This is a genomic window from Allobosea sp. (assembly GCF_035999205.1).
Classification (GTDB): Bacteria; Pseudomonadota; Alphaproteobacteria; order Rhizobiales; family Beijerinckiaceae; genus Allobosea.
In genome coordinates this window covers 242024-260061 of the sequence record NZ_DASYHA010000019.1, presented here as the reverse complement: position 1 = coordinate 260061, position 18038 = coordinate 242024, and the positions used below count along the sequence as shown (strand labels likewise).

Sequence of the window (18038 nt, the reverse complement as noted above, 5' to 3'; positions counted from 1 at the left end):
TCGGCACGGCCTGCCCGGGAGTTTCGCCATGAGCACGACTGCTCCCGAACCCGTCGCCGGCGCGCGCACCGGCCTTGCCGGCCTGCTCGTCGTGCCGGCGACGCTCTTCGTCGCGATCGGGCTGCTCGGCCCGATCGCGATCCTGTTCCGCTATTCGCTGAATCAGTTCATCCCCGGCCAGTTCATGGTCGACGGGCTGACGATCGAGAATTACGTCAAGTTCTTCACCGACCCCTATTACCTCAACGTGCTGCTGCGGACCGTCCGCGTCGCGGTGATCTGCACCGTCGTCTGCCTGATCATGGGCTTCCCGCTAGCCTATGTGCTGGCCCGGACCCAGAGCCGCTTCAAGAACCTGCTGATCATCTCGGTGATCCTGCCACTCTTCGTCGGCAACGCCGTCCGCGCCGCCGGCTGGATGACCGCCTTCGGCAGCAAGGGCGCGCTCAACGCCTCGCTGACGGGTCTGGGCCTGATCGACCAGCCGCTCGAGATCATGTTCACCGAGAACGCCGTCCTGATCGGCATCATCGCGGTCAACCTGCCCTTCATGGTGCTGACGCTGCAGAGCGTGATCGAAGGCATTCCGCGCAATGTCGAGGAGGCCGCCTTCAGCCTCGGCGCCGGGCCGTCGGCGATGTTCCGCCGCGTGCTCTGGCCGCTCGCCCTGCCCGGCATCCTTGCCGGCACGATCCTGACCTTCATCCTGGCGATGAACGCCTATGCCACGCCGGTCCTGCTCGGCGGCCCGAAATTCCAGATGATGGGCCCGCTGGTCTACGGCCAGTTCGCCCAGCAGAACAACTGGCCCTTCGGCGGCGCGATCTCCTTCATCCTGATGACGGCGACGATCCTCCTGACGGTCGCTGCCAATCTGATCGTCCAGCGCCGCTACCGCTGAGCCGCCTGCTCCGGCGCCGCCTTCCTACGGGAAGCGGTGCCGCACGAGCCTCGCTATCGCCCGGTCTGCGCGGCCGGCTCGCCGGCTTTGCAAGCGTCCTATTCGGATGGCAGCGCCCGGCCGAGATGGGACAGCTCCGCCTGCCCGAGCGCGATCCGTCCTTCGATCGCCCCTTCTTCGGTCCGGACGTGAAATTCGACGGGATGCTCCGGCTCGCTGACCGTGAAGGTGAAGCGCGCGGCGAAGATGCCTTCCTGCAATGGCCGAATGCGGGCCTCGCCCAGGAGGCCCGGCCCATAAGCCAGGACCTTGAGCGGGAGGCCGACGGCCTCCTTGGTGAAACCCAGGGTCATCTGGGCGCGCCAGCGGCCCTCGGCGAGGTGGAAATAGGGGCCATAATAGAGCACGCGCGATCCCCCCGTGGCGTCGATGACGAGGGGGGCCTCCTCATTCGGGCGATCTCCCGCAAAGAAGACGCGGTGCGGCCAGACTGATTTCAGGGAGATCGCCGCGTCGCGAAGATGCGCGACGCCGTTTTCCAGGACGAGCGTGACGATGCCCTCGTCAGCCATGGTGAAGGCAGGCCCGCTCGCCGCCTCCGATGTCGGAATCGGCCCGGTCCAGGCCAGCACCTCGGCGACGAGATCGTCCGTCACCGCCAAGCCGATATGGCTTGCCATGGCGCGCACGACGCCCCCGGCATCAGGCCGATCCGTCGCATCGAACAGCAGCGCGTACTGCTGCGGGTCGCAATCGCCGATCAGCGCGACGCTGGCGCCAACCGTCCGCACCGCCTCCAGCAGGACCGGCTGCAGCTGGCGCTGATAGCGCAGGGCATCCATCCCGTTCGTGACGAAGACGATCAGCGGAATCCGGCGCTCGCGGAGCATTCGCCGGAGCGACCGCGGCGGGAACTGCGAGCAGACGAGAAGCGGCGACGCCTCGTCATGCGCGAAGGCGTCCATCCGATCGACCCATATCGGTGCGAGGCTGGGATCCGAGGCCTGCGCAAGCCGGCGCGCGACCTCGAAGCCCCAGGCGGCGAAGGCGCAAGGCATACCAAGAACTGCGATCATCATCGGCTCAAAGCGCTCGCATGAATGTGCGCGCCGCGAAACGGCTCACAAGGTCGCATAGATCGAGCAGGCCAGGTCGAGGTCGTAGAAGACGCGCCCCCTGCCCTGCTTCAGCACCAGCGCCGACGAGCAGAATTCCCTTGCGAACTCCATCGAATGGATGGCCATCAGCATGGCCCGGTCCTTGCGCTTCACCAGCAGCTCGTCATGGCAGCGCTGCTGGAAGCGCCGGTCGCCGACGAGGATCACCTCGTCGATCAGGTAGCACTCGAAATCGATGGCGAGCGACAGGGCGAAGGCGAGGCGCGCCCGCATGCCGTCGGAATAGAACCGCACCTGGGTGAACAGCTGGCTGCCGAGCTCGGTGAAATCGGCGACGTATTCGACCGTCTCCTTCAGCGGCGCGCCGTAGAGCGTCGCGATGAAGCGGCAGGTGTCGTAGCCAGTCATCTGACCTTCGAAACCGCCGCCCAGCGCCAGCGGCCAGGACATGTTCAGGCCGCGGTGGATCTGGCCATGGGTCGGTTTCTCGACCCCCGCCAGAACCTTGATCAGGGTTGATTTGCCGGCTCCGTTGCGGCCGAGGATCGCCATTCGCTCGCCGACGCCGACGCTGAACGAGATGCCGTCCAGCACCCGCCGCGGGCCGTGTTCGGTATGGAACTCCTTGACGACATCGATCGCACGGACGGCGCGAACCGCGTCCGTCGCCGGCGCAGCGGTCGAGAGCGAACCGTCCGAAGCCGATGTTGCGCCGTCAATGCTCATGGGCACGGACGTTGTTGATCAGCGCTCGCAGGATGACGAAGGTGGAGAAGCTGAGCACCATGACGATGCCGATCCAGAAGAGGCGCTTCGGCTGGCTCGGATAATCGGCTGCGTGCGGTTCGACCACCCGCTCGAGATAGAGCTGCTGGCGCTGCGATTCGAGGCGGGCATTCTCCAGCGAGGCCAGGGCCGAAGCGAGCACGCGGTCGGCGAACTCGCGTTCCAGCACCAGGCGCTCGTAATCAGCGATGACCGGAGCCAGCGCCTGGGCGGATCCGCCGATCCGCCGCCTTTCCTCGACGATCTGCTGCTCGACCGCCTGGATACGGTTGCGCAGATTCGCGATCTGCGGCCCCTGTGGCGCGCTGCGCTGCGCTTCCGCGAGCTGGGCATTGGCCTGCGCGGATTCGAAGGAGAGTTTCCCGATCGTCTCCAGCAGGCTCTGCGAGGTCTTGGCCGGGTCCACGGTACCGGCGCGCGTGCGGAACGCGGTCAGCTCTTCCCGTCGTTCGAAGGCGCGCTCCTTGGCAGCCTCGACCTCCGCTTCGGCGGCCTTGATCGCATCGCGGCGCGAGCGCTCGTTCAGGCGATTGATCAACGCCTCGGAGCCTTCCAGCAGCACCTGAGCCATCCTGACCGAATCCTCTGGCCGGAAACTCTGGACGACGAGCGTGCTGATGCCGGTGCCGCTGTCCTGCTTGATCGAGATGAGGCTCAGGTAGCGATCGAAGAGCTTCTCGCGAAGATCCCTCGAAAACCAGCCCGGAAAGCGCCAGAACGGGTCACCTTCGGGCCGCGACAGGATCGCACGCAGATCCGCCTGCCGCACGAGCAGGTCCACGGCGTCGCGCGAGCGGACATACTGGTGCACGGCGCCGGCTTCGTCCGAGGCACGCTCCGTTCCCGTGCTCTTGATCATGCTGGAAAGCTGATCGACACTGGTCTTGTTCGGGCTGCGCACGACGAACTGCGCTTCCGACGTGTAGCGATCGGCGGTGAGGAGCCCGAAATAGAGCACGCCGACGAGGCACGGCAAAACGAAGGTGAGCAGCACCAGGGCATGTCGGCCCAGGAAAACCCGCCAGGCGGGGCGAGGATCCGCAGCCGGCACGTGCAGTTCGGCGCCACGTGCGCGCAGCGGCACGAGCTCGACATAGTCCCTGACCTGATCCTGCGTCGCGCCCTGGTTCATCCGTGACTTCTGATCTCCACGAGACGATGCTAACTAACAGGCCGGCTTGTGAATAGGAATGCCGAACCGATGCAGCGCGAGTGTGCTGGACAGACGCATGCAATGAGCTCGGCTCCGCGGCCCCGGCAGGGCGAGACGGTGCCGGCATGAGGGACCGCATCGAGAAGATTTCCCGGCGCCTGCGACCGATGGCTCATTCGGGCCGACCGCCTGCATCCAAACGCTTCGGCCCGCTGGTTCCCGGCGGTGAGGGCGGCAACGTCGGGGATCCGGCCTCCGAGGCGCGCTTCCATGCGCCACCAGTTCGGCTGAGCCGGACCAAACTGGCGTTCATGCTTCTCGTGCTGCTGCCGACGGCGCTGTCGGCGGCCTATTTCGGCCTGATTGCATCCGATCGGTTCGTTTCGGAATCGACCTTTGTCGTGCGCTCGGCCAAATCGCCCCTCGCCGGCGGACTGGGAAGCCTGCTGCAGATCGTCGGCGTCTCGCGTTCCCAGGACGACAGCTACTCGGTGCAGGAATATCTGCAGTCGCGCGACGCCGTCGCAGCCCTCTCCCAGACCTTGCCGCTGCGGCAGATCTTCGACAGGCCGGGCGCCGATTTCATCGCGCGTTACCCGAACCTCTTGTACGGGCCGAGCGAGGAGGAGCTGTTCCAGTACTACAAGACGCGTGTCAGCGTCGTTCACGGCGCAGCCACCGGCCTGACGACGCTGAAGGTGGAAACCTTCCTTGCCGACGACGCCATCAAGATCAACAAGACGCTGCTCGACCTGGGTGAAGCGCTCGTCAACCGCATGAACGAACGCATCCGGGCCGACGCGATCCGCTTCTCCGAAGCCGAGGTCAAGCGCGGCGAAGAACGGCTGGTCGAGACCCAGGTCGCGATCACCGAGTTTCGGAACCGCGAGCTGATGCTCGACCCGTCGAAGAGCTCGCTGATCGTCGCGGAACTGATCGGGCGCCTTTCGGCAGAGCTGGCAGCGGTGACGGCGCAGCTCAGGGAGGTCCAGGCCTCGTCGCCGAACTCGCCGCAAATTCCCGGCCTGCAACGGCGAATCGCCGCGCTGGACGCCCAGATCAATCTGGAGAAGCAGCGCGTCTCGACCGCCTCGGACGGGCTCGCCGACAAGATCGCCGGCTATGAGCGGCTGACTCTGCAGCGCGAATTCGCGGTCAAGGCACTCGCTTCGGCAGTGACCAGCCTCGAAATGGCGCGCAACGAGGCGCGGCGCCAGCAGCTTTATCTCGAACGCGTCGTGGAGCCGCACATTCCCGATTATGCCGAACAGCCGCTGCGGGTGCGCAGCGTCGTCATGACCTTCGGCGGGAGCCTCGTGCTCTTCTTCGTCGGATGGCTGATTCTGGCCGGCGTACGCGAGCACAAGATCAAGGGAAAGTAGGCCGCGGCCCCCTGCCGCCACGGCTGCCGCAGCGAAGAAGCTGCCTGACGCAGAGTTCAAACGGCGATCCTTGCCATTTTAGTAATCATATTTGCCGAAGTCGCGCCTCGCGTAACCGATCAGCGATGCGCGAAGTCCACACTTCCGCGGCGAATGAGCAGAAGCATGCAGGCTCCGTGTTCAAACGGGGCGATCGATGATAGTTGGCTGAGGCCTGAGGAGACTGGATCGGTGCGCGTAGGCCTTGCCGCTATTTTTTCCGCCATGGTCTTGGCGGGCTGCTCCACTCTTCCGGCTAGCGGTCCATCGACTTCCGATATCGTCGCCCAGCCGGCCTCCAACCAGGATTTCGGCTTCGAATTGGTGGATCTGTCGGCGTCGTCGCTGGCTGCGCTCAACAGCCGCGCGACCGACAGCTTCAACGGCAGCTTCGGCGACCACAGCGGCGCGACCGAATCGCGAATCGGCATCGGCGACTTCGTTGCCGTGACGATCTGGGAGGCAGGAGCCGGCGGCCTGTTCTCGGCGCCCCTGACCACCGATCGCTTCTCGCCGGGATCGCGCACGGCGACGATCCCGGAACAGGCGGTCGCCCGCGACGGCACCATCAGCGTGCCCTATGCGGGCCGGGTCAACGTCGCCGGCAAGACGGCCGCGCAGGTTCAGACGATCCTCGAAGAGCGGCTGGCCGGAAAGGCGATCCAGCCCCAGATCCTGGTGACGATCAGCCGCCCGATCAGCAGCACCGTCGCCGTCACCGGCGAAGTGGCTTCGGGCGGACGCATCCCCTTGTCCAACAAGGGCGACCGGATCCTTGAGGTCATCGCCGCGGCCGGCGGGATCCGCGCGCCGGTCAACGAGACCGAGGTGCGCCTGACGCGCGGCTCGCGCACGCTCGCAGTGCCGATGATCACCATCGTCAACAATCCGGCCGAGAACATCTACCTGCGTGGCGGCGACACGCTGACGCTGGTGCGCAACCCGCGCACCTTCATCGCTGCCGGCGCCACCGGGATCAACACCGAGATTCCCTTCAACGCCGATGCGATGAACCTGGCTCAGGCCGTCGCCAAGGCCGGCGGCCTGCTCGATTTCCGGGCGGACCCGGAGGGCGTGTTCCTCTATCGCTTCGAGAGCGCCGAGGTACTCCGGCGGATCAAGCCCAACAGCCCTCTCCTCGGTGCCGGTCGCTCGGTCCCGGTGGTCTATCGCGTGAATCTGCGCGATCCGATGGGGATGTTCGTGGCGCAGGGCCTGCGGATGCAGCGCGGCGACATTCTCTACGTTTCGAATGCTCCGCTGACGGAAGTCCAGAAGGCCTTCTCCGTCTTCCAGAGCCTGACGTCGCCCGTGGTTCAGGGCGCCTCCGTCGCCGCCGGCTTCAAGTGACGATCGCCTGACCGGCCAGCGAGGGCGAACAGCAGAGTGAACCAGCTCAGGAGGCTTGAAGAGGAAGCGATCTTCCTGCTGCGGGAGACGGCTTCACTCTTCCGGCGCCCGGTCATGCTCTATTCGATCGGCAAGGACTCGACGGTCCTCGCCCATCTCGCGGCCAAGGCCTTCTGGCCCGCCAGGCCGCCCTTTCCCCTGCTTCACATCGATACGACCTGGAAGTTCCGCGAGATGATCGCCTTTCGCGATCGCCTCGCCGGTGCGCTGGGTTTCGATCTGAGCGTGCACGTCAATCGCGACGGGGTTGCCCAGGGCGTCACGCCGTTCTCGGCCGATGCCACCACCTATACCCGCGTCATGAAGACCGAAGCGCTGAAGCAGGCGCTCGCGCAAGGCGGCTACGACGCCGCGATCGGGGGGGCGCGGCGGGATGAGGAGAAAAGCCGCGCCAAGGAGAGGATGGTCTCGCTGCGCAGCGCCCAGCATGGCTGGGAGCCGCGCAGCCAGCGACCGGAATTCTGGCGCGTGGTCAATCCGCATATGCGCCCGGGCGAAACGATGCGGGTGTTCCCCCTGTCCAACTGGAGCGAACGCGACGTCTGGCGCTACACGCTGGCGGAAGGCATCCCGACCGTGCCGCTTTATCTCGCCTCGCCTAGACCCGTCGTGCGGCGCGACGGCGCGCTGGTCGTCACGGATGACGAACGCTTCCCGCTGCGACCGGGCGAGATCCCGGAGATGCGTTCGGTGCGCTTCCGCTCGCTTGGATGCTATCCCCTCTGCGGAGCGGTCGAATCGGAAGCGGCCAGCATCGGGGAGATCGTCGCCGAACTGGAGGCAACGACGACCTCGGAGCGACATGGCCGCCTGATCGACGGCGCAGGTGCCGCCTCGATGGAAGCGAAGAAGCGAGAGGGTTATTTTTGAATCCCGTTTCGGCAGCCTATGCCTCGGTCTTCGGCGCCTGCGAACAGGCTGAGCCGGCGTCTAGGCCCGCGGCCCTGCGTATCCTCGCTTGCGGCGCCGTGGACGATGGCAAGTCCACGCTGATCGGCCGTCTGCTGTTCGAGGCGGGCGCCGTGCCCGACGACCAGCTCGCTGCGCTCGAAGCCGACTCTCGTCGCTACGGCGCCGCGGGCGGACAGATCGATTACGCTCTCCTGACTGATGGGCTGGAAGCCGAACGCGAGCGCAACATCACCATCGACGTGGCCTATCGCTACCTCTCGACGCCGCGCCGCGACTTCATCATTGCCGATACGCCTGGCCATGAGCAGTACACCGCCAACATGGCGACCGGCGCCTCGCAATGCGAACTCGGGATCATCCTGGTTGACGCAGGGCGCGGGCTGCAGAACCAGACCTTCAGGCACGCCGCCATCTGCAGCATTCTCGGCATTCGCCACGTCGTGCTGGCCGTCAACAAGATGGATAGCGTCGGTTTTGCGGAAGAGCGCCTGAACCGCATTGCGGACGGCTTCGCACCGGTCGCGAAGCATTTCGATCTCGACGTCGCCGCGATCCCGATTTCGGCACGGCTCGGCGACAATGTCGTCACGGCCGGCTCGTCGATGCCCTGGTACGACGGCCCCAGCCTGCTGGAGCATCTCGAGCGCATCGAGATATCCCGCGAGCGGGACCTCTCGGGCCTGCGCCTGCCGATCCAGGGGGTCTTGCGCACATCGGAAGGCGAACGGCTCTACACCGGCAGCATCGCGGCGGGAACGCTCGCGGCAGGCGATGCGATCAGGGTGGCACCGAGCGGCAGGGCGGCCACCGTCCAGCGGTTGTTCGGCGTCGGAGGTCCGATCGAGCGCGCTCACGCCGGCATGGCCGTGGCCCTGACGCTGGCTCCGGAAACCGATATCGGGCGCGGCGACCTGCTGCATGCGGCGACGGACACACCTGCTCTCGCCAACCAGTTCTCGGCGCATGTCGTCTGGTTCGGCGGGCGCCCGCTGCTCGCCGGCCGCGACTACGAGATGCGCCTCGGCGCCTTTACGAGCCCGGTCACCGTTACCGCGATCCGCGGCCGGCTCGACATCGTCAGCGGCCTGCGCGTGGCAGCGGATGAGATCGAGCGTGACGAGATCGCGATCTGCCATCTGGCGACCCCGGGCACGATCGCCTTCGACAACTTCGCGAAATGCCCGGCAACGGGCGGCTTCCTGCTGATCGACAGGGCGAGCGGCGACACAGTCGCGGCCGGGATGATCCGCAACGCCCTCGACCGCGGGAGCAACCTGCACGCGCAGGGCCTGACGGTCGACCGGCAGGCGCGCGAAGGCCTGCTCGGGCAGAAGGGTGCAGTGGTCTGGTTCACAGGTCTGTCCGGCTCGGGCAAGTCGACGATCGCCGACGCGCTCGAGCGCAAGCTGCACGCGCAGCGCAAGCTGACGATGCTGCTCGACGGCGACAATGTTCGCCTCGGGCTCAACCGCGACCTTGGCTTCACCGAGGCCGATCGGGTCGAGAACCTGCGCCGCGCCGCCGAGGTCGCGCGGCTGATGGTCGATGCCGGGCTGATCGTCCTGTGCAGCTTCATCTCGCCCTTTGCCGCCGACCGGGCCATGGTGCGCGAGCGACTCGCCGGTACTCCCTTCCTGGAGATCTTCGTCGATGCGCCGATCGAGGTCTGCGAGCAGCGCGATCCCAAGGGCCTCTATGCGAAAGCCCGTCGCGGCGAGATCCGGAACTTCACCGGCATCGATTCGACCTACGAAATACCGGCCGATCCCGACCTTCACCTTGACAGCAGCGGCGACGGGGCCGACGAACTCGCCGGCCGCGTCATGCGGCTTCTGGCGGAACTGGGGATCGCCACCTGATGCCCGTTCCCGAACGGTCCGCGCGCCGGAGTGACACGTCGATGAACAACGCGCATATGCCGGCACCGCCGCTGTTGCCGCCGCCGATTGCACCGGGATCCATCCTGTCGCTCGACGAGCTGCGCGGCCCTGACCGCTATCGTACAGAATGCATTTCCCGCGCTGCGACGCAGGCGCTTTACCTCGGCGACCACACCGTGCTGTCGCGTATCCTGGGACGCTACAAGGCCTATCTCGATACCCGGGACCGGGGCTTCGCCGCGCATGTCATGCTCGACGGCTATTGGGAGATCTGGCTGACGCAGTTCATCGCCCGTCTGATCGCGCCGGGGATGCATGTGGCCGATGTCGGAGCCAATTTCGGCTATTATTCGCTGCTGATGGCCGATCTGATCGGACCGAGCGGCCGCTTGCTCGCGGTCGAGCCCAATCCCCCCGTCGTCGAGATGCTGCAGCGAACGCTCGATCTCAACGGGTTCACGAGCCGCACCACGGTGGTGGCCGCCGCCGCCGGTTCCGGCGAAGGCGAAGGGCGCCTGCTGGTCCCGCCTGGAGAGCCCAAGAACGCGACCCTGGTCGGTGGCGGCGCGGGCGGCGACGAAGCCTCGCGCGTATCCGTTCCGATCCATAGCCTCGACGCGCTCCTCGCCGACTTCCCTCGCGTCGATTTCCTCAAGATCGATGCGGAAGGCGCGGAAGAGGATATCGTGCTCGGCCTGAGCGAGACCATTTCCCGCTGGCGACCGCGCATCATCCTGGAATTCAACCCCGGCCGCTGCCGCCATCCCGGCGAATTGCTCGCACTGCTGCGCGCGTCCTATCCCGCTCTGCAGTGCCTGGGCTTCGATGCGTTGGTGACCCCCGTTTCGGATGCCGATCTGCTCGATCCGACCAATCACGAGGATCGCCTGCTTTATCTCGACGGCGCCGCTTCCGTCTGACGGTGGCCGCCTCGCGATCGGCGTTTCCCATGACCGCCCTTGCGTGCTCGGGAAGCGCCATCAATCATCTGTCTGTGGTTTCTGCCGGCTGTCGAACCGGCCTGCGATCGAAGGTGGGTTCGGACCGTGGCGCTTCTGATCGATTTCCTTCGCCTCTTCGGCCTCGTCGTCGGCGCCGTCGTCGCGGTGATGCTGCTGACCGGCCTCTTTTTCGAGATCATGAATGCGCGGCACCCGGAACGACGCATCCAGAAGGACCGCGTCAACCGCCGCAAATGGCAGGAGCTGCGGCAGGCACCGGTTTCGATCCTGACCCTGTCGGCCTGCTTCGCCTTCGGCCTCTTCGCACAGCGCCAGGGCTGGACGCTCAGGCCGCTCGAACTCGGCTGGTGGTCCGGGCCTTTGACGCTTCTGGTATCGGTCGTCCTCTACGATGCCTGGTTCTACTGGGTGCACAGACTGCTTCACAGCCCGGCTTTCTACCGCTTCCACGCACTGCATCATAAGAGCGTGGCGCCGACCGTGTGGAGCAATCATCACGAGAGCTTCGTCGAGGCGCTGCTGAACCAGGCCTATTACGCCATCATCGTCTTCGTCCTGCCGATACCGTGGCAGATGCTGGTGCTGCAGAAATTCTACGACCAGATCAGCGGCATGCTGGGTCATGCCGGCTTCGAGCATTTCGCGTCACCGGCCGGGCGAACCCCCTGGCCGCTGGCCAGCACCGTCTTCCACGACCAGCATCACGGCCATTTCAGGTTCAACTACGGCCACACCTTCTCGCTCTGGGACCGCTGGATGGGCACGCTGCACCCGCGCTACGACAACACGCTCAAGAGCTTCGAGACGTCCGAGCAGGTCAGCACCGATACCGCATCGAACGAGCGCAGCTAGATCGGCCCTCGTATTCAGCCGGCCGCCTTCTGATAGCGCTGCGCGATGTAGACGACGCCGCCCTCGGAGAGTTCGCGGTAGAGAACCGATCCCTTGGCGCCGGCGAATTCGGTGACGAAGCCGCGCATGAACCGGATCTTCGCCAGACGCGCCCGCTTCCGGGCTTCCGCCGCGTCGAGGGCGGCGATCACGCCCTGCGACAGTTCGCTCTCGCTGCGCAGGACCAGCCCCGGAACCGCCAGCTGCTGCCGCATCTGGTCGAGCGCGGACTTGCCGCGCATGTCGGCGAAGCTGAACCAGCCGCCCGGCGCCAGCACCCGCGCGACCTCGCGGGCGAAGGCCGGCACGTCGCCATAGCAGTGCGAGGATTCGATATTGACCACGATGTCGAACGAACCATCCGCGAAGGGCAGCTTTTCGGCATCGCCGGTCTCGAAGGTCAGAATCCCGGTGTCCGCATTGAGCCTGCGAGCCAGTCGCACGGTCGCCGGTGAATAATCGACCCCTGTCACCGAAGCGGGGCCATGGTAGCGCGCGATGTAGCGGGCTCCTCCGCCCCGCCCTGATCCGACTTCGAGCACCCGCGCGTCCTCGACCGGCAACCCGGCCACCGCCTGCGCGTAGAGCCCGATGAAGGGGCGATCGACCTCGTCAGCCTCCGCAAGAGCAACGCCCTCGCCCGCCGGCAGGAAGCCGTAGTTCATGAAGCGCCAGTCCTCGTCGCGCCAGCCGCGCGAGAGCATCCCATAGAGGCCGCGCCAGAGCCATTTGCGCGTTCGGGGAAAAGCGCCGCGCTCGATCGCCTCCAGCAGGCTGGTGAAGGCCTGGCTTGCCATGGCTGCGTTACGCGCCCGCCTTGGGCACGGGCTTCTCCGACCCCGGAGGCAGGTTGGCGGCCAGCCAGTCGCGACCCTTGCGCATCAGCTCCTGGTCGTCGCTGTTGCGGGGGTCGAAACCGGGAAGGTAGTAGCGGAGCGTGTTGGGCAGGCAGCGCCGCCAATAGCCCGGATAGACCATCGTCACCCAGAAGAAGCGCAGCCAGAAGCGAAGGCCGGTCTTCACCCCATCGGCCTTGGCGTAGATCGGGACATTGCGCAGGAACAGCACGAGGAACGGGAACAGCGTTCCGTTCATGCCCAGGACGCGCACGAAGTAGCGCTTCCAGCTCGACATGCCGGGCGTCGCCGCCTTGAGGACGTCGAGAGCCACCGCCTTGTGCTCGAGCTCCTCGAGCGCGTGCCACATCCACAGGCGCCGATAGGCCGGCGCGGCCTTTTCCAGCAGTTCCGGATGGCGCAGGGTCAGCGTCGACAGCGTCGCCGTCATGTGCTCGATCGCGCAGGTGATCGACAACCGGTGCAGCGGGTTCTTGACGATCTCGAAGCCCTGGCGGATCGGCGCCTCCATCTTCTCGACGTCGTAGCCGAGTTTCATCAGCGCGCGGTTGTACTCCTCGTGCTCGCGGGTGTGATAGGCCTCCTGCACCGAGTAGCCGTTGATCTCGGCCGCGAGTTCCTTGTCCTGCAGCTTGGGGCCGTAATGCTTCAGCGAGCGAATGAAGAAGCGCTCGCCCTCGGGCAGGAAGATCGACAGGCCGTCGATCAGGATCGTTTTGATGATGTCGTCTTCGAGCCAGTGGCGCTGGGCGTTCTCCAGAATGCCGAACCGGATGTCGCGCGGGATGATATCCTCGGCATTGCCCATGTGCTGGCTACCGGCCGCATGCGAAGCGTTTGCCATCAGCGCTCATCCATCCCGCAATCCAAATGCCACGTCGATGCGCCGGCGGATGAACTCACTATCGCCAATGCCCGTTGGCGTCGAGGTCGAGCAGCCCAGAAACCGCAAGCAAATCACCCTTGATGCACCGGCGCTACATCAGGGACCAACGAGATTAGACTTGCTTTAATGTGGTCAGATACTCGGCAAACCGGATCACACTCGGGTAATCCTGCGTCACGCCGGGATAGAGCTCGACCCCGTATTCCTGCTCGACTTCCAGAACGAAATGAACGGCGGCCGCAGAATCCAGCCCGAGACTCGCGAAGGTCGTCGCGGACTCGATGCCGGCCGGGTCGATGTCCAGCATGCCCGCCAGCCGTGACCTGCAGAAGCTCTCGATATCGGTAACGGGCGGCATGATGTCCTGTCGCGTTTGAGCGGTGCCATTGGGCGGTGGCTTGGGCTTGCCGTGCCGATCCCCGCCCCGTCAAGCGGGAGCGGTCGACGGCTCCGTGCCGGAGGCGGCTGACATGGCCGGTTCGAGCGTACCGTCCAGCCAGCGTCGCCGTGTCAGACTCCGCTGAACCTTCCCGCTCGTCGTCTTCGGCAGGGTACCGGTACGGATCAGGACGATCTTGTGCAGGGCGACGTCGTGATTGTTGACGACCGCGGCCTGGATGGCCGAAGCCAGTTCGGCCTCCGACGCCGAATGGCGATGCGTGCGCTCGATCTCCTGCACGACGACGATGCGCTCGATTCCGTCCTCGCCGGCGACGGTGAAGGCAGCGCCATGGTCGCGCCTCAGGGAGGGATGACTGGCGGCCACCGTCTCCTCGATATCCTGCGGGTAATGGTTGACGCCGCGAACGATCATGACGTCCTTGATGCGGCCGACGATATAGAGCTCTCCGTCCGCATCGAGATGGCCGAGATCGCCCGTCCGCAGCCATGTGCCCGTATCCGCCCCGGCCTGCCCCGCGGGCTGCAGGCGTGCACGGAACGTCGCCTCGCTCTCCTCGGGACGCCGCCAATAGCCCCCCGCCGCGCTGGAGGCCTGGATCCAGATCTCGCCGATCTCTCCGGCGGGCAACGGCCTGCCGGTTTCGGGATCCACGACGGCGATCGACAGGCCCTTCATCGCCGAGCCGCAGCTGGCAATCCGGACGGCGTCGTCGGCATCGTCGGGCGGCGCGACGCGCGCGGCCTTGAGCGCGGCGGCACTGACCTCCCGCATGCGAGGCACAACTCCGCGCTTCGCCGCGGTAACCAGCAGCGTCGCCTCGGCGAGGCCATAGGCCGGGCGCATCGCACCGGGCGAGAAGCCATAGGCCGCGAACGTCGCGCTGAAGCGTTCGAGTGTCGCGGCGCGCACCGGCTCGGCACCGTTGAGCGCGATCTTCCAGCCGCTGAGGTCGATGCCCTCCATCTGCTCAGGCCGGAATCGGTCGACACAGAGATCAAAGGCGAAGTTCGGCGCGGCCGCGACCTCGGCGCGATGCTCGTGGATGGCTTTGAGCCAGTTGAGCGGGCGGTGCATGAAGCCAGATGGCGTCATCAGGACACAGGGCGCGCCGATATAGATCGGCTGCAGCAGGTTCATGATGAGACCGAGGTCGTGATAGAGCGGAATCCAGCTCACATGCGCGGAATCGGTGTGGTTCCCGAGGCGGTCGCGCATCATGTCGAGATTGTCGAGCAGGTTGCGGTGGCTGACCATCACGCCCTTGGGCGAGGAGGTCGAGCCCGAAGTGTATTGCAGGAAGGCGAGCCCCGACGGATTCGTCCGGAAGGAGTCGCTCCCGCCGGGATCCGCCGTCAGCGCGACCGGCCAGTGGCGGATGCCGTGCTCGGCCAGGCGCTCGCGCAGGATGCCACGCGGGTCGGGGTCCGACGCCGGACTCAGCGCCAGCCGTGGCGCGCAGTCCGCGATGATCGCGGCGCTGGCATCGTAGTTGGCGTTGCGGCGCGGCGGCATCATCGGCACCGCGACCACGCCGGCCATCAGACAGGCGAAATAGGCGACGACGAATTCGAGGCAGGACGGGAAGATCAGCAAGGCGCGATCGCCGGGCGCGGTCTGCTCCACGAGCTGGCCAGCGAGATCGGCAGCCTGTGCGTAGAGCTCGGCAAAGCTCAGCTGTGGCCGCTCACCCGGGCGGTCGGAATAGACCGTCACGGCTGCGACACGCGGCCGGTGCGAGGCCTGATGCCGCAACACCTCCGCCAGTGATGAAAAATGGTTCATCGGGATCGATCTATAGGCAGGCTTCAGCAACGACAGGATAACGAGGAAGCGGATGCCGCAAGGTTTCCGCTGGCGGTTTGATTAAAGATGATGATCCGTATGAGCGAGGCTTCGATCGGGATCAATCCCGAACGGGCTTCGACCGCCCGCTGCCTGCCGTTGCGAATGATGGTAGGGAACGGGCGCTCGCGGGATCCGAAGCGGTGGAATCGAGGATGAGTGCTTCAGCTGCAACGGCGGCCGTGACGATTCAGACAGATCTGGCACCGCCCGCGGACGGTTATCCCCGTGCGCTCATGCCGATCATGGAAGTGCGCGAGCCGGCCCGCCGTTGGGCCGACGGTTCCGTATCGGTCATCCTGCTGGTGCCGGCGCAGGCGTTTCTCTACGGCCCGTTCCTGCGTCTCGAGAAAGGGCGCTATCGCGTTTCCTTCCGCTGCCGCGTGCGCATGCCCCTGCAGGCCGACCACCCGGTGATGGGCCTCGAGATCATCGCGCAGAACCGGATGCTGAGGGCCTGGCGCGACTACACCGCGGCCGACCTCGGCGGCGAGCAGAGCCTCGCCTTCGACGTGCCGGAAGACCTCAGCATCGAGAGCGGCGCCGATGCGCCTTTCGAGTTCCGCTTCACGCATTTCGGCAACGCCCTGCTGACGATGGTCGAGGTGACGCTGCATCGCAAGGGCGCAGGCGACGAGGCGCACGAAACCGCGCCCGAGCTCCGCGACTGGCGCATGCTGGGGCGACTTCGCACGCTGCCCCTTCCAGGACCGGTACGGATCACGCCCCACTCGGTCACGCGGGCCAAACTCGGCCGAAGCTCCGCCATCCTGCGGCTGCCGGCGGGGACTTTCCGGGCGGAGATCAGCTGCGAGCTCCGAAGCGCCAAGCGGATGTCGGAGGCCGCTCTCGAACTGTCCGTCGCGACGCGCGACGGCACGCCGCTCGGCACCGGGCGCTTCACTGGCGCAGACCTCGCGACTGGCACCGTCTCATGCGAGTTCAGCGTGCCCCGTGACCTGAGCCTCGATGTCGGGGTGCCACGGACCATCGACATCCGGCTGCGCCATTTCCGCAATGCGGACATCGTGCTGCGGGCGCTGGATCTGCGCCGGATATCCGCCGATGCCACTGTCTCGGCCCCGGCAGCGCGGCCTGCGGCAGGCGCATCGGCGAGGAAACGGATCCTCATCTTCGGCAATTGCCAGGGCAATCTGCTCGCCGAGGCGCTGCGCTACCATTCCGGCTTCTCGCGCCATTTCTCGGTCAAGCACCACTACATGGAACTGCCGGCCAATCTGCACGAGCAGGGCAGGCGCGACCTGGAAGAGTGCGATCTCATGCTCGTCCAGGACATCAAGGAATGGGAGCAGTATCCGCTCCGCGCGCATGTCCCCAACGACATGCCGACCTTGCGCTACCCTTGCGTGCGCTTCGCCTCGCCATGGCCCTTCGACGCCTTCAACGGCCCGGACGACAAGCTCGCCCGCAACCGCGACCTGCCGAATTTCGAGTTCACCTATTTCGACGGGCTGCTGGCGCGGCTGCGCAAGGAAATTCCGGATCAGGAGCGCCGCTTCAGGGCCTATGAGTCCCTGCAGGTCGAGCGAATCATCGATTTCAAGCGGCTGCATCGGTTCGAGCAGATGCGTCTCGAAGAGATGGACAAGAAATTCCCCGCCGGCATGGGCGCCTACATCCTCGAAAACTTCAGGTCGCGGCAGACCTTCTACACGACGGCGCATCCGAACGGCCGCATCATGAAGATGATGGTCAAACAGATCTCGAAGGAGCTCGGCCTCTCGCTGAATTTCTGGCTTCCCGGCTCACTGAACTCGTTGAAGCGACTTCAGGTGCCGATCCATCCCAAGGTCGCCGAATCGCTCGGCATCCGCTGGGCCCATGCCGGCCGGAAATACCTCGTTCGCGGCGAATGGGTGACCTGGGAGGAGTACTTTCTGAAATACATCACTTACTACGGCTGAGGTGCCGCCCCGCGCCCCATGTCCGGCTCCTTCCGGCCGGGCCGCTCCTCGCGAGCCAGTTCCGAAGCGTAGCTCGCGAGCAGGCTCACGAAGAGGGTGAAAAAGCCGATCGCCATCAGGATGATGGTGATGTCGCACCAGGTCAGCGCGACGCCGAAGACAGCGAACTCCGGAGCGCCGAAGAAGAAGATCGTCGTGTTCATCAGAATGATGAGCAGCCGCATCTCGGTCGGGCCCCACCCGGCCAGCGAAACGTTGAATTCGCCCGAGACGCACGCCTTCACCAACGCGTAGATCGACAGCGCGTGGTAGCCGGCCAGCGCCAGCAGCGCGACATCCATCCGGACATAGGCCGACAGGCCCATCCCGATGCAGATCAGCAGGTTGCCGATCACGTCGATCGTCTGGTCGAGGAAGTACCCGAATTTCGGCCGCTCGATCTTCCTGAAGCGCGCAAGGCTGCCGTCGAGCGAATCACCGAACCAGTGGAAGACGAGCCCCAGCGAGGCAAGCCAGAGAAAGGCTGGCGAAAAGGCGGTCAGGGCATATCCGAGCAGGGTCACGGCGGCGCCGAAAATGCCGAACGCGGTCAGATGATCGGGCCCGATCGATGCGGGAACTCGCCTGACCAGCCAAGCCAGCGTCTTCCGCTCGACAGCGCCGACGAGACTGTTATTGATGCGTATCAAGA

The 18038-nt window shown here is 65.8% G+C and carries 16 protein-coding genes; 8 read left to right on the top strand and 8 right to left on the bottom strand.

The window, feature by feature from the left end:
* The first annotated feature begins 28 nt into the window (after nt 1-28).
* Nucleotides 29-901, top strand: coding sequence for an ABC transporter permease (locus VGN82_RS09355; RefSeq protein ID WP_327526731.1), 873 nt, complete (start codon nt 29-31; stop codon nt 899-901).
* Nucleotides 902-999: 98 nt separating this feature from the next.
* Here the strand turns inward: VGN82_RS09355 and VGN82_RS09350 are convergent, their stop codons facing one another.
* Genes VGN82_RS09350 through VGN82_RS09340 form a run of 3 tightly spaced genes read right to left on the bottom strand, consistent with a single transcriptional unit; the run spans nt 1000 to nt 3937 of the window.
* Complete coding sequence (locus VGN82_RS09350) at nt 1000-1977, bottom strand: hypothetical protein (protein WP_327526730.1); 978 nt, start codon at nt 1975-1977, stop codon at nt 1000-1002.
* 45 nt (nt 1978-2022) lie between these two features.
* Nucleotides 2023-2745 carry an ABC transporter ATP-binding protein gene (locus tag VGN82_RS09345; RefSeq protein ID WP_327526729.1) on the bottom strand — a complete coding sequence of 241 codons (723 nt, stop codon included), beginning with the start codon at nt 2743-2745 and terminating at the stop codon, nt 2023-2025.
* Nucleotides 2735-3937 carry a KpsE/RkpR family capsule polysaccharide export protein gene (locus tag VGN82_RS09340; RefSeq protein ID WP_327526728.1) on the bottom strand — a complete coding sequence of 401 codons (1203 nt, stop codon included), beginning with the start codon at nt 3935-3937 and terminating at the stop codon, nt 2735-2737. The genes VGN82_RS09345 and VGN82_RS09340 overlap by 11 nt, the downstream gene beginning before the upstream one ends.
* 146 nt (nt 3938-4083) lie before the next feature.
* Here VGN82_RS09340 and VGN82_RS09335 point away from each other — a divergent pair, with 146 nt between their 5' ends.
* The 6 genes from VGN82_RS09335 (at nt 4084) to VGN82_RS09310 (ending at nt 11395) form a co-directional block, all read left to right on the top strand.
* Nucleotides 4084-5340, top strand: coding sequence for a KpsE/RkpR family capsule polysaccharide export protein (locus tag VGN82_RS09335; RefSeq protein WP_327526727.1), 1257 nt, complete (start codon nt 4084-4086; stop codon nt 5338-5340).
* A 264-nt stretch (nt 5341-5604) separates the two neighbouring features.
* Entirely contained in the window at nt 5605-6729 is a 1125-nt protein-coding gene (locus VGN82_RS09330) for a polysaccharide biosynthesis/export family protein (protein WP_327526963.1), read from the top strand.
* A 36-nt stretch (nt 6730-6765) separates the two neighbouring features.
* Nucleotides 6766-7659: a sulfate adenylyltransferase subunit CysD gene (gene cysD, locus VGN82_RS09325; RefSeq protein WP_327526726.1), complete on the top strand. Its 894-nt coding sequence runs from the start codon at nt 6766-6768 to the stop codon at nt 7657-7659.
* Nucleotides 7656-9560 carry an adenylyl-sulfate kinase gene (gene cysC, locus VGN82_RS09320; RefSeq protein ID WP_327526725.1) on the top strand — a complete coding sequence of 635 codons (1905 nt, stop codon included), beginning with the start codon at nt 7656-7658 and terminating at the stop codon, nt 9558-9560. Before cysD ends, cysC begins: the two co-directional genes overlap by 4 nt.
* Before the next feature lie 41 nt (nt 9561-9601).
* A complete protein-coding gene (locus tag VGN82_RS09315) occupies nt 9602-10501 on the top strand; it encodes an FkbM family methyltransferase (RefSeq protein ID WP_327526724.1) in 900 nt (299 codons plus the stop codon).
* A gap of 126 nt (nt 10502-10627) precedes the next feature.
* Nucleotides 10628-11395 (top strand): sterol desaturase family protein, encoded by a 768-nt coding sequence (locus tag VGN82_RS09310; RefSeq protein ID WP_327526723.1) that lies wholly within the window; start codon nt 10628-10630, stop codon nt 11393-11395.
* 14 nt (nt 11396-11409) lie between these two features.
* Here VGN82_RS09310 and VGN82_RS09305 read toward each other — a convergent pair whose 3' ends face one another.
* The 4 genes from VGN82_RS09305 to VGN82_RS09290 form a co-directional block, all read right to left on the bottom strand.
* Nucleotides 11410-12231 carry a class I SAM-dependent methyltransferase gene (locus VGN82_RS09305; protein WP_327526722.1) on the bottom strand — a complete coding sequence of 274 codons (822 nt, stop codon included), beginning with the start codon at nt 12229-12231 and terminating at the stop codon, nt 11410-11412.
* Nucleotides 12232-12238: 7 nt separating this feature from the next.
* Entirely contained in the window at nt 12239-13135 is an 897-nt protein-coding gene (locus tag VGN82_RS09300; protein ID WP_327526721.1) for a metal-dependent hydrolase, read from the bottom strand.
* A gap of 154 nt (nt 13136-13289) precedes the next feature.
* The gene (locus VGN82_RS09295; protein WP_327526720.1) at nt 13290-13535 is read right to left on the bottom strand and encodes an acyl carrier protein; all 246 of its coding nucleotides are present in this window, start codon (nt 13533-13535) and stop codon (nt 13290-13292) included.
* 69 nt (nt 13536-13604) lie between these two features.
* On the bottom strand, nt 13605-15362 hold the full coding sequence (locus tag VGN82_RS09290) for a fatty acyl-AMP ligase (RefSeq protein WP_327526719.1): 1758 nt from the start codon (nt 15360-15362) through the stop codon (nt 13605-13607).
* Between the two features lie 242 nt (nt 15363-15604).
* Between VGN82_RS09290 and VGN82_RS09285 the strand changes: the two genes are divergently transcribed.
* Nucleotides 15605-17347, top strand: coding sequence for a WcbI family polysaccharide biosynthesis putative acetyltransferase (locus VGN82_RS09285; protein ID WP_327526718.1), 1743 nt, complete (start codon nt 15605-15607; stop codon nt 17345-17347).
* Here the strand turns inward: VGN82_RS09285 and VGN82_RS09280 are convergent.
* Nucleotides 17338-18036, bottom strand: coding sequence for a CDP-alcohol phosphatidyltransferase family protein (locus VGN82_RS09280; RefSeq protein ID WP_327526717.1), 699 nt, complete (start codon nt 18034-18036; stop codon nt 17338-17340). The genes VGN82_RS09285 and VGN82_RS09280 overlap by 10 nt on opposite strands.
* Nucleotides 18037-18038 lie beyond the last annotated feature (2 nt).